Source organism: Mixta sp. BE291 (assembly GCF_031457955.1).
In the GTDB taxonomy this organism is placed as follows: Bacteria; Pseudomonadota; Gammaproteobacteria; order Enterobacterales; family Enterobacteriaceae; genus Mixta.
On record NZ_JAVDXN010000001.1, the window covers coordinates 541,279 to 566,948 of the forward strand.

A 25,670-nucleotide genomic window follows, 5' to 3' on the forward strand; every position below is an offset into this window, starting at 1 on the left:
TAATTAAAATGGATTTTAAATATACAGACCTAACTACAGGTCGAACCCCTGATCTATCTTCAGATAAGTTAGAAGCTTTTGAGGAAGCACTACTTAAACAAGTACGTTCAGATGTAGATGATTGTGAAGAGTACCTTGAAGAAACTATTCGCCCAAAGATTACTGAAAATTGGGGATTCTTTAACGGTACATTGCCTAAGAAGCGTGAAGGTGAACCATCGTTTGTAGACAATACCTGTAATGCGACAGTAGAACATTATGTAGCTGCGTGTATGGATGCCTTCAGTAGTGGTGAATCACTTGAAGTTGTCCCTGATGGTGTAATGTCACCAGTAACTTTGAAGGTGATCAATCAAGTACTTAATGATGTACTGGATAGCGATAACGACAGGCAAACCCTGTACCGTGCGTTTTTCAAAGATGCGATGGTAAGTAGTGCTTCTGTCATGCGTCCAATCATCCGTGAAGAGAACAAGATTGAAAAAGAATTCTTCACAGAACTAACACCAGATGTGATTCAGTTCAGACAGGCTCAGCTTGAGTCTGATGATCAGTACGAATCAGTAGAGGTTATCGTTACTGACAGGAAAGACGAACAGATCAGCAATGATATGCCGGTTGAGCCAACATCTTTACTTGGGCAGATGGATGTAACAGGTATGAGCACTGTAATGGAACAGACGCTTTATACGGGATACTTCGCTATCGTTTCGAAAGTGAAGACAATTAAAATTGAAGCTGTACCTGCTGAAAACTTTATTATCAACAAAGATGCTCGTGGGATTAACGATGCTCGTATTGTTGGTCACAAGGCAATGACTACTATCAGTACTCTATTAGAAATGGGCATTGATGAAGATAAAGTACTGGAGGTTTGGGAGAAGTGTAATGATGACGATGCTGATAGTAATATTGCATCACTATCCCGTAAATCCGGTTTAGTACTGGATAATGATGATGATTCTCTTGATAACTCACAACGTGAAGTAGAGCTATATGAGTTATATATCAAATCATCTGTAGAAGAAACTGTAGGTACTGATAAAGAAATAGCCGTATCCAAACTCTATCAGGTATTTTATTGCGAAGGCGTACTTTTAGCGTACCAGGAAACAGATGTAGTACCATATTGCGGTACTTCACCAATTCCAAGACCTCATATGTTTTGGGGTGAGGGGATGGTAGACCTAACGAAGAGTATTCAGAGTGCCCGCACCGGACTACTACGCCAGCAGTTCGTGTATAACGAAATGGCAAGCCGTCCACGTTTCGAATACAACCCTGAAGAACTTCACAATGTACGAGATATTTTCAATACAGCCCCAGGTACGGGTATTGCGGTAAAGGTTTCAGGTACGATCAATCCTATTCAGCTCACGGCTATGGCAGGTGATTCAGCCGGTCTACTTCAAATGCTCGATACCATGCGTGAATCTGGCACTGGTATGTCATTTGTTGGTCAAGGCATGTTAGGTGAAGCTCTTGCAGCAGGTTCCAGTACTCAAAGTGCTGCAATGATTTTATCTGAAGGCCAACTTGTACAGAAGAGTGTAATCAACACACTACTCAACGGTGCGATCATCCCATTGGTGAAAGCACTCTATAACATGTTGCGTGAAAACTTCAGTACTTGGGATCTACAGGTAGATGGTGAGAAACTTACTATCAATCCGAACGAATGGCCTGAACTACGTAATGTGCGTATCAAGACACCATTGGGTACTACAGCCAAACTTGAACAAAGCCAGAAGTACGGCAACCTTGCTCAAGTACTTGCAACGGCTGCACCAGGTACTGAACTCGCTAAGTTAGCCAGTGCAAATAACATCCGTGCCGCAATGGTGAAGAGTTATGAACTCATGGATATTGCCGATGCTCAGTACTACATGAACGATGACAGTACTATCCAGCAAAAAGACCAGCTCACGCAGCAGCTATCACAGCTACAGGAGCAAATGCAGCAGATGACTCAACAGCTACAGCAGCTTTCAGACCAGAATCAGGTACTACAGAGTACTGCTAACAACATGGCACAGAAGCAGCTTGAACTGGATGAACGTAAGGTTGTGCTTCAGGAACAGCAAGCTCAGGCAGACATGCAAAACATGGCACATGAGCAGATTCGCAAGCAGGATGAAACTGATGGCAAATTGCAGAACATGGCTGATAAGCAAGCCCTACTTGAGAAAGAAGAAGCACTCAAAGAGGAAATGGCTCAGGCTGAAATTAAATCTGGAAATAATATTTTCACATCAATTTAAAGGGGGAATGGATTTCCCCTAAAATTACAGGAGTTAATAATGTCCGAAACATTAAGCGACATTTCATTAGCACCTAATAGTACTCAGGAGCTAAATCAAACTGCACCATATATGATTCAGCCTAAAACGGCTCCAGTACTAATAAGTGCTTCAAACAATACAATGCAGGGATATGAATTACAGGTAGGGGAAACCTTAGTTGTAGATCAGGACGTAACCGTATATCTCACCAATAAGACGTACAGGACCGCTTCTATCGGTATCCTCACAACTGACAGTACTAACGTACCAGTAGTACCCGCAGAGGCCGTATACCTAAGCTCTGTGGGCTTAGCGATTATCGGTAGTACTAACCCTCAAGTACCTTTCACGACGAATCCAGAAGCCTCTACAGGCTACACAGCACAGTATTCATCTACAGATAGTACTGTTGTGCAGATCAACGCGGATAGCACATGGACAGTACTGAAAGATAGTAGCGGGGTAAGCATAGCTGTCACGTTGACTAACACCGATGGCAGTACTGTCAATGATAGCTCAGCCGTGTTTACTTCAACGCTATCAGCGTACACGGACAGTACCAGGACTATCAAAGTTGGCCAAACCTACCAGCTCACGTACACAATCAGTCCTTCTGAGGCGGCTACTCATCCAGAACTGGTACTTGAGTTCTTCAGCAATGATCCCGCTATTGCCACTATCAGCCGTACTGGCCTTACTACAGGCGTAACTGATGGCAATACCCGTATTGGCGTTAAAGCTAAGTTCAGAGGTGCAGAAGCAAGTGACAGTTCGTACTTCCAGGTAGACCCACAATAATAAAATAAGGAATAACAATGAAAATTACTTACCCTGATTACACTATCCCCGCTGATGGTGAAATCTCCCTATATGCAGTATTCTCTGACTCTGTAGGGAAAACACTGTTAGTACAGAACAAATCGACAGCAAAGATCGTTATCAGAACTACATCAAATACTTCTCATGATGGATTTGAACTTGTTACGCCATACTCAATTACGCTATCCAGTACTGGAAATATTTTTATCAAGAATATCAGCTATACAAGTGCTGTGATTTCTGTATCTGAAGTTGAGTAAAGTAGTCCACTAAATGGAACCCGTACTGAAATACGGGGTTAATTTATGGAGTGCATGAATGAATGACAATGAAGTACTAAAGAAGTTTGAATCCTTGCGTTCAGAGTGTTTGAACAATCCAGTATTCAAAGAGATTCTTGTGCAAGTCGAAGAAGATATTATATCAGGGATTAAAAAGTCCCCTGATGACGCTGTGATTTCTCACTATGAGTATCAGGCATTACAACGCATTATTGGAAAGATTAACGCACTTACATTCAGTGCAGCAAAACAAAAACATATACTTTCCAAACCCATAGATGTATCAGACTACTAATACGTAATAACTGAAATAACACATCTTACAAATATAACCTTTATCACTATGCATAGTGAGGAATACTTATGTCCGAAACAACAAACGAAATTCTAAGTTTCTTAGATTCTGAATCGCCAGCAGACTCCCCAGCGGAACAATCTCATGATGTAGAAAAAGAGGAACTTGACACCGACGAATCAACTACTGAAGAAAGTACTCATGACGATGAAGACGAATATGAAACAGAAGAAGAGTCAACCGCAGATAGCGATGATGAAGAACATGAAAGCGATGATGACAGTACTATCAGTACTGAGGCCAACAACATTGATGATCATGACTTCACACTTACTATCGACGGTGAGGAAGTTACCGTAAAGGGTAGTGAACTCAAAAGTGGGTACATGCGACAAGCGGCATTTACCAAGAAGACGCAAGAGATTGCAACTCAGCGTAAAGCACTTGAAGCAGAACTGACCAAAGCAGTTGAACGGTCTGAGGCTGTCAAGTTCAATGCAAACATCGAAATGGAACGTTTAGATGGTGCATTAAAACAATTGGGCGGTTGGGATGGTTTACGCCGTGAAGCTTCACCAGAACAATATGACCAATTTCACTCGCGTTATATCCAAGCTAAAAAAGACGCAGAATTAGCTGATGATATTTTACGTGAAACATCAAATTCTATGCGTGAAACAAACGCAAAAAATATCGAGAACATCTTTAAAGAGATGGCAAGTACTCGTGATGGCTTCAATGCCGGTACTATTAATGAGTTAGACAAATTTCTATCAAACCGTGGGTTTACAGAGGATCAAGTACTAAGCATGACCTCGCCTGAAGCATGGGACATTGTGTATGACGCAATGCAATACCAGAAGCTACAGGAACGTACTAACAAGAATGTAAAAACTGAGAAGAAAAAAGAGATTGAGTCTAAGTCACATTTGAGTGCACCTGTTAAAAAGATAGATCAAAAAGGAAGTAAATCTCGACAAATCGAGAAAGGACTTCAAAGACAAAAACAATTAAGGGGCAGGGAACAATCCAAAATTACACAGGATCTGCTATCAAAATTATTATAAGAAATTAGGAGAAGTATATGGCACAACAATTAACTGCCAATCTAAAGGGACAACACAAAGCACTCTCGGATATTGTCGAAAATATCTCACCCGAATCGACTCCGTTCCTTTCAATGATCGGTAAAAGTACTATTGATAACGTACTATTTTACTGGACTGAAGAAGAACTTGCAGCCGCTGGTAGTAACAGTGCAAAGGAAGGGGCTGACGCAAAAGACCATGTTGACAATGTTTTGCTTGAACACGACAACTATACGCAAATCTTTACCAAGACTGTACGCCTGTCTGGTTCTGCAATGGTTACAAGTATTGCTGGTCAAAAACAAAAACTTGCACATCAGGTTGAACTACGTGCTAAAGAACTAAAACGTGATCAGGAATTTGCGTTTCTATCAGGCCAGGTTAAAACAGGTGAGACTGCTTCTGTAGGCCGTTTAACTGCGTCTTATCAAGCACAGGTTGATGCTGGTAACGTTATTGATCAGGCATCCGCTGTAATTACTCTTGATGTAATTGATGAACTTCTAACCCGTCTATTCGAAAATGGTGCAACGCCAGACTACATCATGTGTCACCCACGTGTACGTAATGCACTGGTTAAAGCTATTTCTCAACGTGATGGGGTACTACGTGATGTAGGAAACGGTACTGAGATCGTTAATGATGTCGTTCGTTATACATCTCCAGTAGGTGCGGTCGATGTTATTAATAACCGCCTTGCAAAGTATGATGCAAGTACTGGTATTGGTGACATTTATGTATTCGATTCATCTATGTGGGAACTTGTTACTCTACGTCCATATAGCCTAAATGAACTGGCTAAAACTGGTGATAGCGAAGCACGTCAACTAATCGTTGAATGTGGCTTGAAAAACCGCTCATTCAAATCTGCTGGTTTAATCAATAACGTTAAAGTTTAATTGAATTGAGTACTAAGTACTCAATTAACCAATCCTCAAGGGTAGGGCATAATGACAAATTTTGTCTGTGCCTTACCCTTTTTTATTTTATAAGGATATAAAATGGCTCAATACCAAAACGTATCTGACCTGTACACGGATGTACAAAAATACGTTGATACTAAGGAAGCTTATTTCATTAGTAAAATTCCAGCGTGGGTGTACTTTGCAGAAACTGAATTAGACCGCCGTTTGCGTCATCCTGCTGCTGAAAAAGTGGATGTATTCACTGTGAGTGCAGGCTATGACTATTTGACTGCACCTAAAAACTTACTGGAATTAAAATCAATCCGTAACCGGTCGAACAATCAGATTCTGTATCGTCAGTCCTATGAAAAGATCTATGACGTACAGAACTACTCTAATCAGCCAATAGCCTTTGCCTCAGTATCCAATATGTACAAGCTGGATAAAGCTGTCAGTACTGATACTGCGTTTGAAGTGGTGTATTACATTGCACCAGAAAAGCTTGATGTAAGTAATTCCAGCAACCTGTATCTGATTGCCGTACCAGATTTCTTACTATGGGTAGCACTGGAACAGGCATACATATTTGACGGTCAGCCAGACCAGGCTCAGTACTGGCGTAACATGGCGGAAACCTCGTTAACAGGACTACAGGAGCAACTACTAAGGGAATCATATCAGGGCAGTACTTTAGTGACGTGGGCTAACTCAGACAACATCACGCGGTACTATTAAAAAGGAGAAATTAAATGGCAGGGATTTTTGATTCTCTCGCTACAGACGATCCGCAATGGATCAGTAGCAGTGAGGAAAACGCCAAGCGTGCAGAACTGGCAGCTACCAGTGCGACTAACTCACAGTCATCAGCCGCAGCCGATGCAGATCAGGCAAAGCATTACATGGAACTGGCAGCAGGTGCTGTATCTGGCGTGGCTCTATTCAATGAGCGTCATGGGGCTGTGTACCCTCAGAAGGGTGACTACACGGCAGATATGGTTGGTGCCCGTTCTGTAACATGGTCGCCAGGCTGGAATGACATTACCAGTAAACCAGACGTAGCAGTAAAGACTACGGCACAGACCATCACAGGACTGTTCTCTTTCAACGCCGCCACACCTAACGAGGGTGTTGGGTTGGCATTTGGGGGTAATGGTTCTGAGTTACGTATGAACAATCTCACAACAGATTTAGAGATCATGCACGGTAACTCTAAGGCTATATTGGGACTACAGGAGGATGGCGTAATCTTCGCTAAAACCAGTACTGGTATGAAGTACCGGTACTACACAGAAGCGAACCCGTTTCCAATCGCGTCCAACTACAAATTACAAAAGGTAGCTGGTGCAGACTCGATCAAAATTGACGCAAGTACGGCATCTGTTTTCCACATTACGTTAGACCGTGCCAGTACTAATCTCACCTTTGCACCTTATGGCGGTGAGTCTGCATTTCGTCAGATTACATTGTTAGTTCTGCAAGATGTTTTTGGTGATCGTGCCATCAACTGGCCTTCAAACGTGAAATGGTCACAGGACAGAAAACCACAACTATCATTAGATGCAAACATAATGGATGTACTGACACTCGCCAGCTATGACGGTGGTAATACATGGTTAGGCTTCTTTAATGGTGGATGGTTTAACATGAATTAATAAAGAGGATTATATGATACATAGCATATGGGATAATGATAAAGATTCCTCTGGTAACGTATTACAACTTTTGAGAGGGCACAGGTACTTTCTTGAAAGAAATACGGGTAAAACCATTGATGCTACAAAACAGCATTATGTTTTTAATGAACAAATGGTTTTGAGTAATAACCGTCATTTTATTGCATCAAGTATGCAAGAAGCACAGCCAAACGGAGACGCCACCACAGAAGGACAATCGTTACAGATCCTTGGTCATTGCTATGCATACATGGCTACTCGCGATGAATGGCAGCTTGATATGGCTAAGAAGACTTTTCAGGCATATATAGAGCACTTCTATCAGGAGCCAGTACCAGACGTTACACGAATGTATATCTGTAACTGGATCATCAACGGTAAGGAATCATCACTTGCAAATTACCCTATCGATTGGGAATCACCAACACACTCAGGCTTCAAACGTGTAGTACTTCCATATACGAACGGATTAACGAAAGTACCTCATGGTTCACCTTACTTTGGTGAGTACCTTGATAAAGCTACTTTTGCCTTTGTAGGTGAACTTGCATGGGATGCTATCAACGCTTCAGTACAGGCATTGAAAGCAGATGGTAGTACTGACTGGAGTAATGACGGTCAACAGTATGACATTGACTGGATCATCAATTGGGAAGGTAAAAAAATAGATTGGGACGGCAATGTATTAAGTACCGGACACTCAGAAGATGAGAAAGGTACTATGCAGTTGAAAGATACTTCTATCACTGGCAACTACAAAACGAACTTCACAGGTAAAGTACCGGTAGAGTTTGGTGGATATTTAATGCCTACTAACTCTGCATGGCATAATAGGCCGGTAAACGTGCCAGTAACTAAAGGTAATTTCGGAAATGCAGCCGATGCTGAACAATGGTTTGCAGATGCGGCATATCTGTTATGGAAAATTACTGGCGAGGATATGTATTACCGTGCTTGGCAATGTTCTTTAGAAACCTGTAAATCATATTCTGAAATTGATTTGTATGATCGATTCTTCCGTAAAAGTACTAATGACAAATCGCCTTTTACTGATGGTATCAGTTATGACTATTTCTACCCAAGTGAACAGGAAGCTTCTTACAGCCGTGATTCAGAAGGGTACATAGTTATCACTCAAAGTGCAGAGGCACAAAGTACTTTAGAACAACAGGCCGTATGGTTCAGGATCTCGAAGGACTCCAAGGTACGTACTCAATATGGTGGGGTAGACAGTGCCGGTAATCCGTTACGTGCCCGTATCAGGTTGATACTCTCACAGCAGAATACAGATAAAGATCCATCAGCACGTGAGTACCAGTACGATTTACCACAGAGTACCATTACTGCTGTACAGACGTATGATGTTCCTCTTAGCTCTCTCACACCTGTAACTGACCTTAACGGGAAAGAATACTTCATGGCTGATCTGCGTAGCGTCTATACGTATGGTGAGCCGGATGTAAGTACTTCGATGATGACGGATTACAACATCCTTGGAACACGTCAGGGTTCAGTGAACCACACGGTATTCACATCAGACAGTGCAGGTATGGGTATCGGTTTCTGGTTACTGGATGCAGGCACATCAGTACTGAACAGCATTACTTACAAAGCTACCAGAACGGTAGAAATCGGCATTGAAGATGATAATGGTTGGCGTTGGCAGTGGACATTGCAGCCTACCAGTACTTACGTTACTCACAATCTGTTCTCAAGCCAGTTAGTACTAAGAGACTATCAGCCTAACCATGCAGATACTGAGGTAAGGCCATCCACGCCGGTATACTCAGTACTGAAAGAGTTCTCTGTTACACCAGTAGAGAATGCTGAAACTCACTTCTACTGGTATTGCCTGAATGATGTACCGCCAACGTTCTCACTGGATGATGGCTACACCATGAAGTACAGCGTGACGATTTCTGGTGATGCTGCACATACTGCTAAATTAGGTGATTGTACAATTATCAATTACAAATCAAATAACTTAGCATTCACGCCTGGTGTTATACCGTTCAGCAATATTTCTGTTCCAGATAATATTCAGTTCGATGGATGGAGAGGCAGCCCATATCCGGGGTACATGCACCCGTTCATCTATACCCATGATCGAGTACCCAACGAATGGAGTACTCACCTGAATAATATGATCGATTTTTTATGGTCATCTCAACAAAGTTATTACAACAACTTTGGGGAGTTAGGGCCGGGTATGAGTGCGTACATCTGGAACCGTTGGGACAACCTTAAGTACGGTAAACCAGATACCTGGACATTCTTCCATTGGGGGGATGGTCATGCGTGGGCGGGCTATCAGCCCAGGGCTTATTGTAGTGCTGCACGTGCATGGTACGAGCTGGTGATCCAGAACAAACCAGTACCGGCTAAGTTGCAACAGTACGTAGATAACTGGGCTACCTGGTTAGCTCAGAAATTCAAAGAGCATGGGTGTACGCCTACTGACTGGAACACTGATGGGAGTAGCGTATTCGATACCACAGACTTCACAGGGCATATGTCAGGTTTATGGTTAGCCGGTTCATGCTTTGCAGTACTGGCTGGTTCAACACTGTCTGTACTGCCTGAATTCATTGAAGGCGTTGTAGGTGAACTGGAGCGTAACTTTATCAATACCGGAATACCAGGGCATATCATGAATGGCTCATGGAGTCCTGCTGTACGTCTGGATACCGGCAATGGTGTAGAGAACAACGGGATGTTTTTTGGCTTCTGGAGTGGTGAAATTCTGAGAGGCTTGGGTATGTACTTACTCTATAAGCAGATGAAGCCAAAACAGGATATGTACAAAACAATAAGAAAATAACAACAAAAGTACTGGCATTAACTTGCCAGTACTTTCATGAGATGGATCTCAAAAATAATAACAAGGAGCATTAAAAGATGCCTTTAGATAATAGTAACTATATCTCGGAGATGAACACGAACAACCCTGTCGGCTCCGTGGATACTGTTTCAATGGTCGATGATTTCTTGCGTGAAATAAAGAAGACTATGAAGCAATCATTTCCCAATATCAATAAACAAACAACCATTACTTCAGATGAACTTAATAATCTTAAAACATATTTGAAACGTAATGGTACTGCATGGGATATGCAGAATAGCCCGCTCATTAATGTACAGGCATCTGATAACAGTACTGCTGTACAACCTCGTTCTTATAACGATGGTCGGTACTTACTCAAAGCTAATAACCTTGGTGATATAGGTAATAAAAACGTAGCACTTCAGAACCTTATGTCAGGGCTTGATGGCGGTGCGGGTGGCTGGGCACAGATGCGTACCAACGTCACAAACATGATGTATCCGGTAGGTTCGATCTACATGAATTACTCGCGTGGTAACAATCCTCGTGATTTCTTTGGGGAAGGTACATGGGCTGCATACTCACAAGGTCGAGTACTGATCGGTGTAGGGCAAACATCAGATTCACGTGGAGAAGTACGCAACTATGGAGCAGGTGCAGCAGGTGGTGAGTACCAGCACGTACTGACTGAAGCAGAGATGCCCAGCCACAACCACGGTATTGCATTAGGTTACAACGGTGACGGTGGTAACGGCTCTGACAGCTCACCGCCTTATATGCGTTTCCCATCCCCACAAACTCAAACTACAGGTACAGATTGGCGTGGAGGAAACGCCGCACACAATATTATGCAACCGTTCGTTGCTGTGTTTATTTGGGTGCGTACTGGTTAATTAAAATCGCCCACTTATGGAGAAGAACGGGGATACAACATCCCCGCTTCTATTAGGAGAATAATAAATGACACAAGTAGTCATAAAAGGACTGTCTCAGTATGGAGTAATTACTGATGTTCCACCATTTGAAACGCCTGCTAATGCATGGACAGAAGTACGTAATTGTTCTTTTGAAAATGGTGGGTTAAGTAAGTCAGGTACACGTGAATCAGTAATGATCCCTTCAACTGATCAAGTTAATAAAATATACCCAAAGAACGGCAACATCTTTTACAGTACTCATGACAAGATTATTCGTGCTACTGGTGTGGCTAATATTGATGTTTCGCGTAATACAGGCGATTACCTGACTTCTGATGAATGGTTCTGTACTGAATTATCAAACGTAGTTATTTTTACCAATGAATCTAACGTACCTCAGATGTTTAAGCCTACATCTAACCGATTTGAAGATCTAACAGCATGGGGTACTGAAAATGGAAGTACTGTTAACTGGCGTACCAGTAAGCTACGTGCTTTCAAGAACTTCTTAATCGCAATTGGCATGTTAGAAGATGGTGTTGACTATACACAGCGTATCCGGTGGTCAGACATAGCTCTACCAAACGAAGCACCGCCATCATGGGACGCTACCAGTACCACAGGCTCAGCAGGGTTCAATGACCTCTCAGAAGCACGAGGTAAGCTTATCGACGGTCTACCAATGGGTGAGTACTTCATTCTGTACACCTCTCAAGAAGTCTTCCTGGTAACTTACGTGGGTGGTAATGACATTTTCACGTTCCGTAAGATCTTCGATAACCTTTCAATACTGGCTCCAGAATGTGTTGCTCAGGTGAAAGGCGGTCACTTCTTAGTTACAACGTCCGATATAGTGATTCACAACGGCAGCACATGGGAGTCCATCATTGAGAACAAGATTAAACGCGATCTGTTCGAAACCATGTCAGCAGGGGAAACGGCGAACGTTAAAGTACAGGCATATCCGGCGAAGCAAGAGGTATGGGTACTGTATCCATCATCAAAAGGGGCAGCACTGGATAGAGCGGCTATCTACTCGCTTAACAGCAATACATGGACTTATCGTGAACTACCAAACGTAACCACAATCAGTTACGGCATCCTTCCTACTGACAATGATCGCTTAATCGATTTGCAGAACATGCTAATGGACGATGATCCAACTACGTTCAACGGTGTCGGCCAGGACTTCGTAAGAGGCTCATTGTTTGTGAATACTAAAGAACTGGATTGGTGGGCGGTAGACGAAGGTTCAAGCGGTTCTGTTAACTTGCCTTCCATCGCTATCAAACAGAACATTGATTTTGACGATTACGGCTTAGAAGCAACGAGCCACAAAATGGTGAAGGGTATTTATCCGCAGATCTCCGGTACTGGCACTGTCTTCATTTCAGTTGGCGTTGCAGAGAACCCATATGATGCTCCAGCCTGGAGTGAGTCAGTAGAGTTTGAGGTAGGCGTAGATAGAAAGGCAGATTTCAGGATATCAGGAAGGTACATCTCTATCCGCTTTGAAGCATTCAGCAAAGAGTACTGGACGTTAACCAGCTATGGAATAGACGTAACACCACGAGGGAAGAGGTAATGGCGAACAAGAAAAGCGTATATGTACCAGCACCTACTATTGGTTCTCTGTTCGACGTTGAAAGAGAACTACGCCGTATTCAGGAAGGTTTCACAAGCGTAGGCGAACACATAGCTACAGAAAAAACATTTGATGCACCAACTAAAGATGTTGAATTACAGATTCGATATGCAGACGGGGTTACATGGAATCCCCGTGGTTTAGGTGCAGGACTCTATATATTCGTAGATGGGGTTTGGAGGAAATTTACACTAACATAAAACAAGGAACGTTTATGGGGAAAAATCATAATAACAAGCCAACATCCTCAGTGGATATGAAAGGGCTAATTGAAGTACTTAATGTTGATAGTTTCAGAGATGTTTCTCAACTTTTTTACCAGACAGGAATTTTCGACAACTTAGTACATGATGATTGTACTGAAGAAGATATAATGACTCACCTTAATGATCATGAAGGTTTATTTCAGATTAGCATTGGTGGTGAATTTGGTGGTGTTTTTACAGTTGATGATTTAGGTACTATTTGTGGCATTAAGACCTGTGAAGTACATGCATACATAATTCCTTATATGCGTCGTTACAGTACTCAATTTCTAAAAGCCTTTGCTACGTTTATCTTTGAGATCTCTTCATTTGATACAATCGTCACCTCAGTACCTGATCATACAAAGTATGTTGTGAAAGTACTTAAGCGAATAGGTTTTCAAGAAATAAACTGGAGTCTTACACAATATAAAAAAGAAGGTAAAGATATAGGGATGACTTATCTGTACCTTAAAAAATAATTCAAGGAGGAATAAAGATGGGATCTCTATTCAAATCTGGTTCTCAAACTGCTACACAAAAATCATCATCTGAACCCTGGAAACCAGCACAAAGTAACCTCAAAGACATTTTAGGTGATGTTAGTGATTGGTATAACCAAGCTCAAAAAACAGGATACATTTCACCTACTGGTGATCTGTCTTCAATTTTTAACCAGTACTTACAAGGTTTAAACGGTGTAAGTTCTGATGCAACGAATACTACTAACAGTCTGCTTGGTCAGGGTAACAGTGCTGCACAGTCTGCATTATCTGGCTATCAGAATGCCGCAAATGGTGGACTTGGTTACAGCACTGGCGATATAGCAAATGCTGCATCGAGTCTTTATAACAATGACTTAGTAAACAAACAGATCGAAGCTGCTAACCGTCAGATTGATAACACTCTCACAGAGCAAACCTTTACCGGCATTGATCGTAATGCGGTCGCTGGCGGTAACGCGGGTTCCTCTCGTGCTGGGGTAGCTCAGGCTATCGCTGCACGTGATGCTGCACAAATGAAAACTGACAACGCTAATACCATTACTGGCAACGCATACAACAATGCTATCAATACCGCAGCTAATACCCTAAACAATAACTCTAACATGCAGTTAGCGGGGCTTGCAGGTACTGCCAGTACTGGTAATCAGTTGTACTCACAGGGCAGTAACTATGCGTCTTCAGTACTGAATGGTCTGTCTCCACAGTTACAGAGTTCTCAGCTATCAGCACTCATTCAACAGCAACAACAGACTGATGCTACTGGTAATCGTGACTACCTGGCTAACCTCATTTCTCAGTACTACTTACCTGTATCTGGCTCTATTGCTGGCTTAGGCGGTACTACCTCTGGTTCCAGTACTCAGCCTGGCGGTTCTTCAATGTTCAACTCATTACTATCTGGCGGGGCGGCGGCTTCACAAATCTATCAAGGTTTCTCTGACAAACGCCTGAAGAAGAATATCAGGAAAGTAGGAACTGAAGCCGGTCACAACGTCTATGAATGGGAATGGACTAAACGCGGTAAAGAACTTGCAGGTAATCAACCAGCACGAGGGGTGATTGCACAGGAAGTACTTAAGAAGAAACCTGAAGCGGTAAGTACTGATCCAAGTACTGGATTCCTAATCGTCGATTACAGCAAACTCTAAGAAGGATAATACTCATGGGAAACTTCTTAGGGGAAATTGGTAAACGGGTAGGAGATCTTGTATCTCATCCAGTAAAAATCAGTAAGGACTTAGTTACCGATCCGTCAAAGGGCTGGGACGAGCTTACTGATTTGTATACTCATAATGAGCATAAAGATCAGGATCTATTTCAAAAAGGTTTTGGGATAAAAGGTTGGGTAGGTGATCACCCCCAAGAAACAGCAGCGGCGGTAGTGGCCTCTATCTTTGGAGGATGGGCAGCCGGTGGTGCATATGCAGGAGGTGCAGCCGGTGGTACTGGTGCTGCTTCTGCTGGAGCCGGTACAGGTAGTGCTGCTGGCATGACGGGTATCGGTGCAGGTTCAGTATCTGCAACTCCGTTTTCTGCTGCTGGCAGTTCATTAGCTTATGCACCTTCTTCCAGCTCAGTACTGGCAGGTACAGGTTCACAGGGTATTGCAAGCGGTGCAGGTACTTCAGCACTTAGTTATGCACCTACCCAAAGTACTGTACTTGGTGGGACAGGATCAGGTATTGCACCAGATTTTAGTGCTGGTTTAAGTTCATCTGGTAGTTCTGGTATTAATCCGCAGCTTATCCAGCAAGGTATAAGCAGACTTCAGCAAAGCCAAAACCAGAATCAACAACAGCAAGCACCACAAATAACATTACATACAAAGAGTGGCAGTTTTAATTATCAGCCACCTTCAAGTACTGCTTATTCTCAGGCACAACAATTACTAAACCAAGCCTTGGGAACAAATCAGTTCAGTACTAACCCATTTCGGAGATAATAAAATATGGCTTCATTATTTGATAATTGGCTACATCAAAATCCTGAAAGTACTCCAGAGGATCAACAGCAAGCACTAAGCGTTTTTAACAACATTGGTAACTCAGTTGATGATAATTATGATTTAAATGCACAAAGTGTTTTACCTCAAAGTACTTCTTCAGATGAACAGCCTCAGAGTACTAATAGTTCTGGCGGTTTTCTGGATAATCTTGCAAATCTATTCAGTAATCCAGCGTTCTTACAATCTGCTTCAGCGTTCGGTAGTTCACTTGCCGGTGATCAGGGTGGTTTTGAGCGTGGTATGAATGCTTACGCACAGACGATGGATGAACGTAGACAGGAAATTAGCAGAACTCAGCAGCAGAAGCTGGCGAGACAACAGCAGCTTGAAGACAGACAAGCAGAACAGGCATGGAATGATAAGGCAGCATACCGTGATTCTCTGTATCGCCAGTACACACCAGATAGCGTACAGCAGTATCAAAGTACTGGTGATGCTTCTGTACTTAAACAACAAGAGCTAACCCCGTGGCAGCAGGCACAAGTACAGTTGGGTACTCAGCGTATTGATAACCAACGTTCGATAGCTGATCAACGAGTCACAGAACAAACCGCTGCACGTCTCCAACGTCTGGCACAAGGGAATGTTACGGCTGACAGTACTGAATACGCACCTAAGAAAGACAGTACCGGTGTATGGCAAATACCTAACTTTACAAGCAAGGGGCAATTCACAGGTTACAAACCAGCAGGCCCGGAGATGCAAAAACAACTGGATGCCAAAGAAGTAAGTGGTTTACCAAGTGCATCAGAAACACAGATGAGTGGTGACATTAAAGAACTTCAGGATGCTATCAAAAACGGTAATGTCGACACCTTTACCGGTCAGGTAGCAGGGCGTTCAGATACCGTTGCAGACTGGAACAGTTCATTACGTGGTTCTGATGCAGAACGTGAGGCATATAAAGCAGCACAACGTATAGACGGTAATATGTTAACTGGCGGTGTTGCTAATGCAAAAGCAATGGGAGCCTCTGGTATCAATACCAAAGCAGAAGCGGATATGTATTTCAAGGCAATGCCTCGTCTCGATAAAACTTCTCCTCAAGCACTTCAGAACTCACTGGAAAAGATTCAGGCATATACAACACAGTTCAATGCAACTAAGCGTGGTCAACCTGTGAGTACTGCACCTGCTAATTCCAGTTCTTCAAGTACTAACTTCGGTTCCAAGTACGGCTATTAATCATCCTGAAAAGGCGGTTAGCAGCCGCCTAAAAATAATTATTGATAATAAGGTGAATATATGGCTAAGTCATGGTCAGAAATTAAAAACAGTCAGGATTTTCTAAACGAAACACCTGAAACACAACGTGTAATTGCAGAAGATTATTTTAATAAAGTAATTCGCCCACAGGTTGAACAGAATGGTGATGATGTAAGTACTGTCTACAATGATTTTACTTCCAATGCATTACCCATTTCTGATACTGCCAGTACTATCGATGCTCAGTTAGTTAATGCTCAAAACGCATTACATCAGGCCGCAGCAGATGGATCATTAGGTTCACCAAGCGGTGCTGATAACCGTTCTTTACTCCAAAAATTCACAGACCGAAACGGTGCTATTTGGGATGGGGCTACATCATTTGATTACGCTGGTCAGTACAAAGATCTCAAAAGTAAGAATCGTAATCCTGATGAAGAAGAACTGTTCCAGGCTCGTAAGCAGCAGATTGAAGAGTACTTACCGCAGGCTCAGGCACTGAAGGCTAAGAACCCTGAACAGTACCCAATGGATGAAGTTGATCTGGCTGGTAGTCTGGCAATGGGTAAGGATGCAAAAGATCTCGCAGAGTACTCAACTCTTGCAGCAACACTACCGGTTACCGGTGGTGCATCGCTACTGGCACGTTTGGGTATCGGGGCTGCACTAACCGCTGGAAGTACATTAGCTGGTCAGGCAACAGATGCAGCGGTAAGTGATAAAACTGCTGGCGATGCTTTTGATAGCGGTGAACTGGCTACCAGTGCTGGCCTTGGTGCTTTAGGCGGTGCAGCAGCACCTTATCTTGTTAAAGGGGTAACTGCATTAGGTTCCGGTATTGGTAATAAACTGGCTGATTTAGGGTTAGATATACCTGCACTTGGTATCACTAAAGATGCAGCCATGTTACGCAGATACGGCGATAAAACTAATTCAGATACAGTACAGAACATCACTCAAAGCAACATTGCCGATCCTATAGCACGTACTGAAGCACAGAAGGCGTTTACTGCTGCAACTACTGATGATGCAGGTAACTCATTACTTGTGCCTTCTCAGGTGTTCAACGATACAGGCAGTCGTTATATCAATGCTGAACGTAGGGCACTCAACAAAGATGATTCATTCTGGTCACAACGTAATGCAGCTACTGATACTGGCGATGCGATCAAGGATGCAATCAAGGACGTGAACGTAAGTCCAACCACGCTTCAAAATGCAGGGGTTGCTTTAGGTAATGATTTCCATAAAGAAGCTTCCCAACTCTATACTGCGAGAGCGAACGAAGCACAGGATTTACTGGATCAAGCTCAGGTTGGACAACTCAAGATGCCACGTACTAAGCAAGTAGCTCAGTACCATCTTGATGAAAATGAACGCATGGGTGATGTGAATCTAAGTCCAGAAGTACGCAGAACTCTTGAGAATTTTAACAAAGCAGATCTACGTAATATTCAAGATTTAGATAAATGGAAACGCACCCTCACTAATAAATCAGACATTGCCTTTCGTCAGGGAGATTACACAAGCAGAGATGCTATCCGAGAAGTATTATCAGGATTGAAACAGGAAGCTGATGCAACAATCAGTAGTATTAGTCCTGCTGCTGGTAGCTTATATCGTGAGGCTGATGAGTTTTATGGTGATGGTGTAAATGCTATTGGTAGAAAATCAGTACTAAGTAAGATTGCCAATGATCCAAATGAACAAGCCGCAGAAAATAAACTCTTCAATCCAACTTCAGGTGAATTTAATACGAATAACGTAAAAGATTCTGTACTTGGGCGTATTGCAACTAATGACAGTCCAGCAGTAAGCAATAATGCGGTAAAATTAGGGCAGGGCTTAAGTACTGCTGTACGTAACCGTGCGGTGGAGAAGGCTGAAACCTCTGGTCAAATGAACTTTGGTACTCTTGCCAAAGTACTACGAAACTCCGATGTACAAAGTAGTGCCTCAGATGAACTTATTGCCGCTGGCAGTCAATTACCGAATGCACCTGTTCAGCAATCAATTAACAGTGCCCTTTCAGACGCTGCTGATATTACTAAGCTACGTGCTAAACCTAAAGATCCCGGCAATACCTTCTGGTATGGCAATTTGGGCGGGGGGATCGGTTGGGGTTCAGGTGTGTTGGGTGGTCTCGTCGGTGGCCCTGGTGGATATCTTGCTGGCCATCTTGCAGGAGCAGGAGCCAGAAAAGCGATTACTGAAGGTGTGATTGATGGCTTACGTGGTACTAACCGTAAGGCGAGCCAGTACATTGACTGGTTAACAAAGCCAGATAACGCTGCCAAAGTACAAGAGTCGTTAGCACTCAAAAGCTATCTGAAAAGTAATAAGGGCAAGAACATGACTGATGTACTTGCAGAGAAAGAGATGCAGCGGCTACAGGCACAACGTGTATCTCAAACTACTGCACCAGGTAATTATGCAAGCCAGGCTGATATTGATACATACAACCAGGCGGTACAGTACTGGAATTCTCTCTCTCAGAAGGATATGGAAGCTCTTGCACGTAAAAACGTACCTATGATCCAAAAGGTGATTGATAGCAGTATGGAAGCAGCAGAGGCATTAGGACGTGGTGCAAGTACTATTGATACATCGTCTAAAAAGCCTGTAAGCCAGCCCCAATCCGTACCTGAACCTGTTCAAACACCTCAGCCTGTAGAAGTACCTCAAGCTGAAGCACAGAAAAGTACTGCACCAGAAATCAGCTTACGTAACGAGGCGTTGTATAACGGTATTGTTCATGCTGAAACTGGCGGGCTTAAAGATCCGTGGATACGTACAGGCCAACCGGATAGTACTGTAGGCGGTACAAGTACTGCATATGGCCCTGCACAGATTACCGGTAGTTTGATGGAAGATATGGTTTCACGTTACTCGCAGTACTTCACCAGTGAAGAACTTGAGTATGCAAACAACTTTATTGACCAGGCTAAGGTGATGGCTGCACGTCCTGATGATCCTACTTTTGGGTACGGTAAGAAAGGCGTTATGGGCAGTACGTCACAATTCAGAAAAACATATAACTCAATTGCCAAAAAGATAATTGAAATATTAGATTCAGAAAATGGCGGCGATTATAACAAACTTGTTCAAAGATGGAGGGGGTTAAATGATCCGGCATATATTTCAAAGCTAAGTGATGGGGTTAATGCCTACCTTGATTCAGTGGATAACAATAATAAACTACAGGGGTAATGATTACCCCTTTAACCAGGGGGCAGGGATGCTACCAGATAAAGAAGTAATTACAGCAATAACAGTATACGGTTCATGTATTACTGACCAACTAACACATCAAGGAATTGCAGCAGCATTAACAAGTACTCAAATCTCTAACTTAGCTTTCTTGGGAGTAACATTAGGCGGATGGGTTACAATCATTCTCGCTATAGGTGCAGTGCTTTTGTTTGTGATGAATTTGGTGAAGTTTATACAGTTCTCATATGGATGGTATAAGAAAATCAGAAAGTATTACAAAGATAAAAAAGAACAATAAGCTCATTTCATTTGAGCCTCTTTTTAGTATTAATTCATTAAATAATATCAGGAAAGGAAAATAACTTTCCTTCCTGATTTTTTAACTTAATGAGAGGTTTATATGAAAAAGATTGTTATCGCACTTATTATCGTTGTCGGTTCTGTTCTGTTCTTTGCACACAATAGTAAACAAACAGAGCCGAAAGGAATTAGTTATATTCAATGTGTAGTAGTGGATGGAAAGATTCATGATTGTACTGATATAACTGACTTCAAGATATTAAAAACGGAGTCTATGGATGGATTTAAAAAGCACAATTAAGGGAGTAAGTGCAGGGGTAATATTTCTGTTTGGAACAAGCGTAGTAACCTTTGAAGGATTACCATCAATGAATCCTAACGGTAGTTACTCGCCGTATAAAGATCCTATTGGTATTACGACTCTATGTTATGGCTATGTACCACAAATGACAGAGGCCATTCAAAAAGAGTATACAAAAAAAGAGTGTGATGTACTGCTTGATAAGACACTTTATAAGTACACAGTAGTACTGAACAACCTACCAGTAATGCCAGTTTCAACAACTGTAGGTTTTTTGGATTTCGCCTATAACACAGGTATAAACGCAGCGAATAGCAGTACAGTGAAAAAGAAACTTGCAGAAGGTAACTATGCACAAGCAAGTAAGGCAGTACTGCAATGGCGTTACGTATCACAGAAGAAGCCAGATTACTCTAAGGGACAATGGGAACACAGAAATGGTAAGTACTTCTATGATTGCTCTCAGTACCATCACGGTAAGTCTAACAAGCTTTGCTACGGACTGTACACAAGGCGTCTAATGGAGAGTGAACTACTTGCCGGTACTATGACGGATAAAGTAGAGATTCAAAGCTATATACACAAATTTGGGAAGTAGAAGAGGGGATACCATATGGTATCCCCTTTTTTAATTTAGCCAGTTTCTACGTTTTTTTGCTCTCGTTGGCGACTCTAAAAGATATGGGAAAAGTTCTTCAAAATAGGGTGCTGGTTGTACTCGACTTCCAGCTTCCTGATCAATAATAAAAATTCCTTCTCTCAACTTTCTTAATAAAGTGTAATAAGGTTGTAGAAGGCCGATTATTTCAGATACTATATGCGGAGTAACATTTTTTATTTTCCACTCTAAAACAATGAAATCCACTTCAGACATAATATAGCCATCCAAGCTAAAGTATTGGCTATAGGTGAATTTACCTGATCTATCGACAATACTTAAAGCATCATTGACTACCTTTTGCCTTTTATTTGCTGAAAAATAACTCCAAAAGCCGGATTCAAGTATATCATTCCATGATTCTAACGGGTCATTAGTTTTCTTTTTGGCTTTAGTGATTGTATTTAAAACGTAGTATCGAGACTGATGGCCGAATTCGGAAAGCATGTCTATTAAATCATTCTGTAAATCGTTTGGTTCGAATTTTAGAGGGTTAGTAGTATGCTTTTTTCCAACCTCTATAGCGTTTTTATGTAGAATTTCTATTTTATGCCCCAAACTTTTAATTTCTTCAAATTTAGGTTTGTTAAGATTGTTGTCAATCATATACTGCAAGATGTAAATTATTTTAAAAAATCTTTCAAGACCAACTGATAATTGGAAGAAAGCACTGTAGAAAGTACCTTTGTTCGTAATGGTGCATTTATTAAGAGCTGTAAGCCCACCACGGATTGATGTACTTGCTAAAGATGCTTCTATCAGAAATTGTTGAAAGGATTCACTAAACATAATGCCCCATTGTTGATTAAGCTTTTAATTAAAACTCATTTAGTTTAAAATTGATGGTCGCCCTAACCTTAATGGGAGAGTGTTCTGCAAACCTCTATGGGCGACACTTTTTCCGAATTTACCCTAACACATGCTTAATAATCATTGCGTCAAAAGTACTTTCCCCATCTTTGAGCCTTTTAATTAATAAGCTGTTATCAATTTTTACTGGTACAGATATGCTTTCAAATCCATCAACGGAATATATATTGGCTACAACTTTTTCATTTTTACTCTGTAGTTCTTTTATTAGGATAAGCTGTTGCTCAAGGTCTAACTTTGTAAGATCGCATGGAGCTGAGAAATTAAACTCTTTAGCCGATGAAGGTTCAATTGTTACTGGAGAGGCATCAGGGTTCGATTGCACTCTATTTTTGAGTTCAAGTCCTAAATTTTCTGCAAAAGTTATAATTTCGAAGTTTTTAACTTGAATTTGATAAGGTTTTTTATTAGAAACTATAAAGTTTAATTTTAACTCTAAAGAACTTATCTTGACATTGTTTGTATATGAGCTTATACGACAAGTTGCAGTAATGTTTTCAATGGATATTTGATTTTGTATTTCATTTTTAGCTGTGTTTAAAATATATTGCTTTAGCCAAGCTTTGTATCCTGATACGAAAAGAAGCATAATTGCACCAGCTATAACTAAATGGCGGTAATAAGGCTTCAACGGTTCTAAGTAAGCAGTGAAATTAGCTGTATAAAAAATAGCAACTATAGCTATTGCAGATGCAATGTAAGATTGAATTTTACCGAATAACTCAAAATACTCATGGATAGCTGATATTAACGCTTTCAAATATGTTCTGAGATACATTTTGAAAATCCATTTTATAGTTAAACAAAAGGGTTATCGAGATCTTCAAACATCATACTATGAGTTTCACATACTAAGAAAGTACTCGTACCGTGTTCCTGAACGATTCTGAACGCATCATCTATGTACATTGGCGTGTTTATTATAAATTCTACGTGATGTGAATAAACGAAGACAATCCAGTAAAAACATGGGTTTGTGTAGCTTTCGAAAAGCCCGTAACAGCCGTGTAGCTCAGGTTTGTAGCCGGTGAAAACGTCTCCTTTCTGACAATGCACAATAGTTTTACCACTCATCTCAATGATAGCCATTTTACTTTCCCCCCAATAAAATACTGTTCATGCGTACAGTGTTGCAAAGTATATCTGCTTCAACAAGCAAAACTGCTAAAAAACAATAAAAATGATCAATATCAAGCACTTAATGATCAAGTATAACAACTAAAAATGATCAATAATTGATCTCTTACCAAAAAAAGAGATAACAAGAATGATCAACAAAACCTTCTTTGCAGAACCAGTAATGAGTACTGACGGAAAGCTTTTAGGGGTAGAACTACTGACTAAGTTCAATCATGCAGATATGCCAGTACTGGATAGCAAGTACTACATACTCGCCATGCCGATAGAGCAGAAGCGGCAACTACTGATACAGCAACTAACAGAGATTCAGATCTCCGCGTCTTGGTTCAGGGACTATGGTTTGTTTTGCTCTCTGAACGTTGATCGGCATCAGGCACGGTTATGTGCGTATGACCGTGAGTTAGTCGAATGGCTGGCAGGCTTGAGTGATTTTCTGCGTATTGAAATTTCTGAAGATTTTGATGGGTTGGAGTACGGTATCAATGAACCTCTACTGAAAAGACTTATCGCCAACGGTAATGATCTTTTCCTTGATGATTTAGGTGCAGGGCGAGCTAACCTGGCAGCACTTACTACAGGCTGCTATCACACAATCAAACTTGATAAAGCTTTCTATCGGCGTGAAGTACAGAAGCCAACCTTTAGTACTTTGGTAAAGAACATCAAGCGATACTGTGATCGCATCATTATTGAAGGTGTAGAAGAGAAGGGCGAGCTGGGGATTTTGAAGGAGGTTGATGTATGGGGTGTTCAGGGTTATCTGTATCGCTCAGTACTACTGTCAAAAGTCGAATTTTTACTTTGAATACTAAAATTAACAGTTGAATTTTTCTTACATAAACGGATTATAGGGGCGGTAATCTAAAAACTAACTCATTTGTGTTAGTTTACGCGATCTCAAGCATTATATATAACAGGTGCTAAAAGTGGAACAAAAAATAATGGAAGAAGAAAAATTTAACACATGGGTTGATGATAATCTATCTAAATTTGAACTTTTAGGTAAGCACATAGCGTTTATCATTGAAAACCTTTTGCAGCAAAACAAGGTAGAATATCTTTCTGTTAGTTATAGAACTAAAACTAAGGAAGGTATTTTAGAGAAAGTTGACCGAAAAAATTACAAAAATCCTATGGTTGAACTTACGGATATTTCTGGTGTGAGGGTGATTTTGTATCTTGAATCGGACATAAAAAAAGTAAGTGATATTATAAAATCCACTTTTAGCATAGATTTTGAAAATAGTACAGATAATGAAGGTAGGCTTTCATCGGATAAAATCGGTTATAGGTCAGTGCATTACGTTTGCAATATAGGCGAAAAAAGGAATGCTTTAAAAGAATATGAATATATCTCCTCACTAAATTGTGAGATTCAAGTTAGAACAATGTTACAACATGCATGGGCTGAATTAACACATGATAGGAATTATAAGCTTGGTGCTAATCTGCCGTTGCAAATACAGAGGAAAATTAACTTGTATTCAGGGATGTTAGAAATTGCTGATGAAGGTTTTTCTGAAATAGTAAGTTCAATCGAGGATTATAAAGCTTCTATAAAATCGAACGGTTTAGAACAATTCTTCTCACAAGAAATAAACTCAATAAATCTTAAAGAGTTTGTTCGCCAACTTGCTGAAAAAATAGGATTAAAGCTTAAGCCAGTAAGATCTTGGGGAGGAAAAATAACTAAAGATATTATCGAGGAGTTAAAATATGCTGAAATGTCAAACTTTGAAATTCTTGCCAATTCTATCCCTAAGAATTATGCAAAGATATCGAACGAACTTACTCCTGACAATAATATATACGGTTTTCTCCGTGATTTAATGTTGGTGAACAATTTTGAGGGGTTAAATCGCAAAAAGCCAATTAACTGGGCATTGGTAACTGATGAAAATGATGATGGAGCCGAAGAAATGATTCATTTTTATTCTCATTTTATGCCAAAAGAAGAAGCGGAGCGTCTGGTATCAACTTTTGCAGAAAGTAATCAGGATTAAGATTACTATTAAAAATTCTCTCAAAATTATTCAAAAGGCCGCTATCATAGCGGCCTTTCACTTTAGAGTACTAACTGTTCTGGACGGCAATCATAGAGCTTTGCCAGACGCTCACGAGTCTTCTTCTGTGGCTTGCTCTCTGCACGTTCTAATTGAGAGATAGCACTCTGCGTAGTACCTAATTTTTCCGCTACATCGTACTGACTTAAACCACGATGGATACGCCAGGCGGCCTGAAGGCTCACTTCCTGATCAATCATGATTCCTACCACTTCATGCGGTACGGTTTCGTCATCATCTTCAGAAGCTTCAATAGGTATACTCTCCCATTCGCCATCAGCGTCTGAGAGAAGCTTTTCGTATTCTGCTACAGGAAGTACCACAAACTGTGGTTTTCCTGCTTCATCGTATATGTACTGTTTTGACATAGTTTATCCGTGTATCTATGAGTCGCGGCAAATGTCATAGGTGCGTAATGAAGCGGGGGAAACCCC

The 25,670-nt window shown here is 41.3% G+C and carries 25 protein-coding genes; 22 read left to right on the top strand and 3 right to left on the bottom strand.

The window, feature by feature from the left end; genetic code table 11:
* Positions 1-8: 8 nt before the first annotated feature.
* The 20 genes from J2X14_RS02590 (at position 9) to J2X14_RS02685 (ending at position 21,103) form a co-directional block, all read left to right on the top strand.
* A complete protein-coding gene (locus tag J2X14_RS02590) occupies positions 9-2,261 on the top strand; it encodes a portal protein (protein WP_352409644.1) in 2,253 nt (750 codons plus the stop codon).
* 39 nt (positions 2,262-2,300) lie between these two features.
* Positions 2,301-3,080, top strand: coding sequence for an Ig-like domain-containing protein (locus J2X14_RS02595; RefSeq protein WP_352409645.1), 780 nt, complete (start codon positions 2,301-2,303; stop codon positions 3,078-3,080).
* Between the two features lie 17 nt (positions 3,081-3,097).
* Positions 3,098-3,361: a hypothetical protein gene (locus J2X14_RS02600; protein ID WP_352409646.1), complete on the top strand. Its 264-nt coding sequence runs from the start codon at positions 3,098-3,100 to the stop codon at positions 3,359-3,361.
* Positions 3,362-3,419: 58 nt separating this feature from the next.
* Positions 3,420-3,677 carry a hypothetical protein gene (locus J2X14_RS02605; RefSeq protein ID WP_352409647.1) on the top strand — a complete coding sequence of 86 codons (258 nt, stop codon included), beginning with the start codon at positions 3,420-3,422 and terminating at the stop codon, positions 3,675-3,677.
* A gap of 68 nt (positions 3,678-3,745) precedes the next feature.
* Complete coding sequence (locus tag J2X14_RS02610) at positions 3,746-4,744, top strand: hypothetical protein (RefSeq protein ID WP_352409648.1); 999 nt, start codon at positions 3,746-3,748, stop codon at positions 4,742-4,744.
* Between the two features lie 17 nt (positions 4,745-4,761).
* Positions 4,762-5,664: an SU10 major capsid protein gene (locus J2X14_RS02615; RefSeq protein WP_352409649.1), complete on the top strand. Its 903-nt coding sequence runs from the start codon at positions 4,762-4,764 to the stop codon at positions 5,662-5,664.
* Positions 5,665-5,766: 102 nt separating this feature from the next.
* The gene (locus J2X14_RS02620) at positions 5,767-6,405 is read left to right on the top strand and encodes a phage adaptor protein (protein WP_352409650.1); all 639 of its coding nucleotides are present in this window, start codon (positions 5,767-5,769) and stop codon (positions 6,403-6,405) included.
* A 14-nt stretch (positions 6,406-6,419) separates the two neighbouring features.
* Complete coding sequence (locus J2X14_RS02625) at positions 6,420-7,322, top strand: hypothetical protein (RefSeq protein WP_352409651.1); 903 nt, start codon at positions 6,420-6,422, stop codon at positions 7,320-7,322.
* 13 nt (positions 7,323-7,335) lie between these two features.
* On the top strand, positions 7,336-10,164 hold the full coding sequence (locus J2X14_RS02630) for a phage tail protein (protein WP_352409652.1): 2,829 nt from the start codon (positions 7,336-7,338) through the stop codon (positions 10,162-10,164).
* A 77-nt stretch (positions 10,165-10,241) separates the two neighbouring features.
* Positions 10,242-11,060 (top strand): phage baseplate protein, encoded by an 819-nt coding sequence (locus tag J2X14_RS02635; protein WP_352409653.1) that lies wholly within the window; start codon positions 10,242-10,244, stop codon positions 11,058-11,060.
* A gap of 67 nt (positions 11,061-11,127) precedes the next feature.
* Complete coding sequence (locus tag J2X14_RS02640; RefSeq protein WP_352409654.1) at positions 11,128-12,669, top strand: hypothetical protein; 1,542 nt, start codon at positions 11,128-11,130, stop codon at positions 12,667-12,669.
* The gene (locus J2X14_RS02645) at positions 12,669-12,929 is read left to right on the top strand and encodes a hypothetical protein (RefSeq protein WP_142295077.1); all 261 of its coding nucleotides are present in this window, start codon (positions 12,669-12,671) and stop codon (positions 12,927-12,929) included. The genes J2X14_RS02640 and J2X14_RS02645 overlap by 1 nt, the downstream gene beginning before the upstream one ends.
* Before the next feature lie 14 nt (positions 12,930-12,943).
* A complete protein-coding gene (locus tag J2X14_RS02650; protein ID WP_352409655.1) occupies positions 12,944-13,456 on the top strand; it encodes a DUF2824 family protein in 513 nt (170 codons plus the stop codon).
* A gap of 17 nt (positions 13,457-13,473) precedes the next feature.
* Entirely contained in the window at positions 13,474-14,628 is a 1,155-nt protein-coding gene (locus J2X14_RS02655; RefSeq protein ID WP_352409656.1) for a tail fiber domain-containing protein, read from the top strand.
* A gap of 14 nt (positions 14,629-14,642) precedes the next feature.
* A complete protein-coding gene (locus J2X14_RS02660; RefSeq protein ID WP_352409657.1) occupies positions 14,643-15,422 on the top strand; it encodes a hypothetical protein in 780 nt (259 codons plus the stop codon).
* A 6-nt stretch (positions 15,423-15,428) separates the two neighbouring features.
* Positions 15,429-16,670 (top strand): hypothetical protein, encoded by a 1,242-nt coding sequence (locus J2X14_RS02665; RefSeq protein ID WP_352409658.1) that lies wholly within the window; start codon positions 15,429-15,431, stop codon positions 16,668-16,670.
* Between the two features lie 60 nt (positions 16,671-16,730).
* Positions 16,731-19,901 (top strand): hypothetical protein, encoded by a 3,171-nt coding sequence (locus tag J2X14_RS02670; protein ID WP_352409659.1) that lies wholly within the window; start codon positions 16,731-16,733, stop codon positions 19,899-19,901.
* A 28-nt stretch (positions 19,902-19,929) separates the two neighbouring features.
* Entirely contained in the window at positions 19,930-20,202 is a 273-nt protein-coding gene (locus J2X14_RS02675) for a hypothetical protein (RefSeq protein ID WP_352409660.1), read from the top strand.
* A 102-nt stretch (positions 20,203-20,304) separates the two neighbouring features.
* Complete coding sequence (locus tag J2X14_RS02680; protein ID WP_352409661.1) at positions 20,305-20,505, top strand: hypothetical protein; 201 nt, start codon at positions 20,305-20,307, stop codon at positions 20,503-20,505.
* Positions 20,483-21,103: a glycoside hydrolase family protein gene (locus J2X14_RS02685; protein ID WP_352409662.1), complete on the top strand. Its 621-nt coding sequence runs from the start codon at positions 20,483-20,485 to the stop codon at positions 21,101-21,103. The genes J2X14_RS02680 and J2X14_RS02685 overlap by 23 nt, the downstream gene beginning before the upstream one ends.
* A gap of 30 nt (positions 21,104-21,133) precedes the next feature.
* On the opposite strand, the gene J2X14_RS02690 is transcribed toward J2X14_RS02685, so the two are convergent.
* Positions 21,134-21,952, bottom strand: a complete 819-nt coding sequence (locus J2X14_RS02690; RefSeq protein ID WP_352409663.1) for a hypothetical protein — start codon at positions 21,950-21,952, stop codon at positions 21,134-21,136.
* Positions 21,953-22,070: 118 nt separating this feature from the next.
* Positions 22,071-22,811 (bottom strand): hypothetical protein, encoded by a 741-nt coding sequence (locus J2X14_RS02695; RefSeq protein WP_352409664.1) that lies wholly within the window; start codon positions 22,809-22,811, stop codon positions 22,071-22,073.
* A gap of 489 nt (positions 22,812-23,300) precedes the next feature.
* On the opposite strand from J2X14_RS02695, the gene J2X14_RS02700 reads away from it, so the two are divergent.
* Together J2X14_RS02700 and J2X14_RS02705 are read left to right on the top strand one after the other, a co-directional pair.
* Complete coding sequence (locus J2X14_RS02700; RefSeq protein ID WP_352409665.1) at positions 23,301-23,978, top strand: EAL domain-containing protein; 678 nt, start codon at positions 23,301-23,303, stop codon at positions 23,976-23,978.
* Between the two features lie 121 nt (positions 23,979-24,099).
* Positions 24,100-25,176 carry a GTP pyrophosphokinase gene (locus tag J2X14_RS02705; protein WP_352409666.1) on the top strand — a complete coding sequence of 359 codons (1,077 nt, stop codon included), beginning with the start codon at positions 24,100-24,102 and terminating at the stop codon, positions 25,174-25,176.
* Positions 25,177-25,238: 62 nt separating this feature from the next.
* Here J2X14_RS02705 and J2X14_RS02710 read toward each other — a convergent pair whose 3' ends face one another.
* Positions 25,239-25,604 carry a helix-turn-helix domain-containing protein gene (locus tag J2X14_RS02710; protein WP_352409667.1) on the bottom strand — a complete coding sequence of 122 codons (366 nt, stop codon included), beginning with the start codon at positions 25,602-25,604 and terminating at the stop codon, positions 25,239-25,241.
* Positions 25,605-25,670 lie beyond the last annotated feature (66 nt).

Bases quoted from the DNA above. Each gene is read 5' to 3' on its own strand.
- J2X14_RS02625 (WP_352409651.1), top strand. From the start codon at position 6,420: ATGGCAGGGATTTTTGATTCTCTCGCTACAGACGATCCGCAATGGATC.
- J2X14_RS02650 (WP_352409655.1), top strand. From the start codon at position 12,944: ATGGGGAAAAATCATAATAACAAGCCAACATCCTCAGTGGATATGAAA.
- J2X14_RS02640 (WP_352409654.1), top strand. From the start codon at position 11,128: ATGACACAAGTAGTCATAAAAGGACTGTCTCAGTATGGAGTAATTACT.
- J2X14_RS02620 (WP_352409650.1), top strand. From the start codon at position 5,767: ATGGCTCAATACCAAAACGTATCTGACCTGTACACGGATGTACAAAAA.
- J2X14_RS02680 (WP_352409661.1), top strand. From the start codon at position 20,305: ATGAAAAAGATTGTTATCGCACTTATTATCGTTGTCGGTTCTGTTCTG.
- J2X14_RS02610 (WP_352409648.1), top strand. From the start codon at position 3,746: ATGTCCGAAACAACAAACGAAATTCTAAGTTTCTTAGATTCTGAATCG.
- J2X14_RS02670 (WP_352409659.1), top strand. From the start codon at position 16,731: ATGGCTAAGTCATGGTCAGAAATTAAAAACAGTCAGGATTTTCTAAAC.
- J2X14_RS02685 (WP_352409662.1), top strand. From the start codon at position 20,483: ATGGATTTAAAAAGCACAATTAAGGGAGTAAGTGCAGGGGTAATATTT.
- J2X14_RS02690 (WP_352409663.1), bottom strand. From the start codon at position 21,952: ATGTTTAGTGAATCCTTTCAACAATTTCTGATAGAAGCATCTTTAGCA.
- J2X14_RS02695 (WP_352409664.1), bottom strand. From the start codon at position 22,811: ATGTATCTCAGAACATATTTGAAAGCGTTAATATCAGCTATCCATGAG.
- J2X14_RS02710 (WP_352409667.1), bottom strand. From the start codon at position 25,604: ATGTCAAAACAGTACATATACGATGAAGCAGGAAAACCACAGTTTGTG.
- J2X14_RS02605 (WP_352409647.1), top strand. From the start codon at position 3,420: ATGAATGACAATGAAGTACTAAAGAAGTTTGAATCCTTGCGTTCAGAG.
- J2X14_RS02630 (WP_352409652.1), top strand. From the start codon at position 7,336: ATGATACATAGCATATGGGATAATGATAAAGATTCCTCTGGTAACGTA.
- J2X14_RS02600 (WP_352409646.1), top strand. From the start codon at position 3,098: ATGAAAATTACTTACCCTGATTACACTATCCCCGCTGATGGTGAAATC.
- J2X14_RS02635 (WP_352409653.1), top strand. From the start codon at position 10,242: ATGCCTTTAGATAATAGTAACTATATCTCGGAGATGAACACGAACAAC.
- J2X14_RS02655 (WP_352409656.1), top strand. From the start codon at position 13,474: ATGGGATCTCTATTCAAATCTGGTTCTCAAACTGCTACACAAAAATCA.
- J2X14_RS02700 (WP_352409665.1), top strand. From the start codon at position 23,301: ATGATCAACAAAACCTTCTTTGCAGAACCAGTAATGAGTACTGACGGA.
- J2X14_RS02665 (WP_352409658.1), top strand. From the start codon at position 15,429: ATGGCTTCATTATTTGATAATTGGCTACATCAAAATCCTGAAAGTACT.
- J2X14_RS02595 (WP_352409645.1), top strand. From the start codon at position 2,301: ATGTCCGAAACATTAAGCGACATTTCATTAGCACCTAATAGTACTCAG.
- J2X14_RS02675 (WP_352409660.1), top strand. From the start codon at position 19,930: ATGCTACCAGATAAAGAAGTAATTACAGCAATAACAGTATACGGTTCA.
- J2X14_RS02645 (WP_142295077.1), top strand. From the start codon at position 12,669: ATGGCGAACAAGAAAAGCGTATATGTACCAGCACCTACTATTGGTTCT.
- J2X14_RS02660 (WP_352409657.1), top strand. From the start codon at position 14,643: ATGGGAAACTTCTTAGGGGAAATTGGTAAACGGGTAGGAGATCTTGTA.
- J2X14_RS02590 (WP_352409644.1), top strand. From the start codon at position 9: ATGGATTTTAAATATACAGACCTAACTACAGGTCGAACCCCTGATCTA.
- J2X14_RS02615 (WP_352409649.1), top strand. From the start codon at position 4,762: ATGGCACAACAATTAACTGCCAATCTAAAGGGACAACACAAAGCACTC.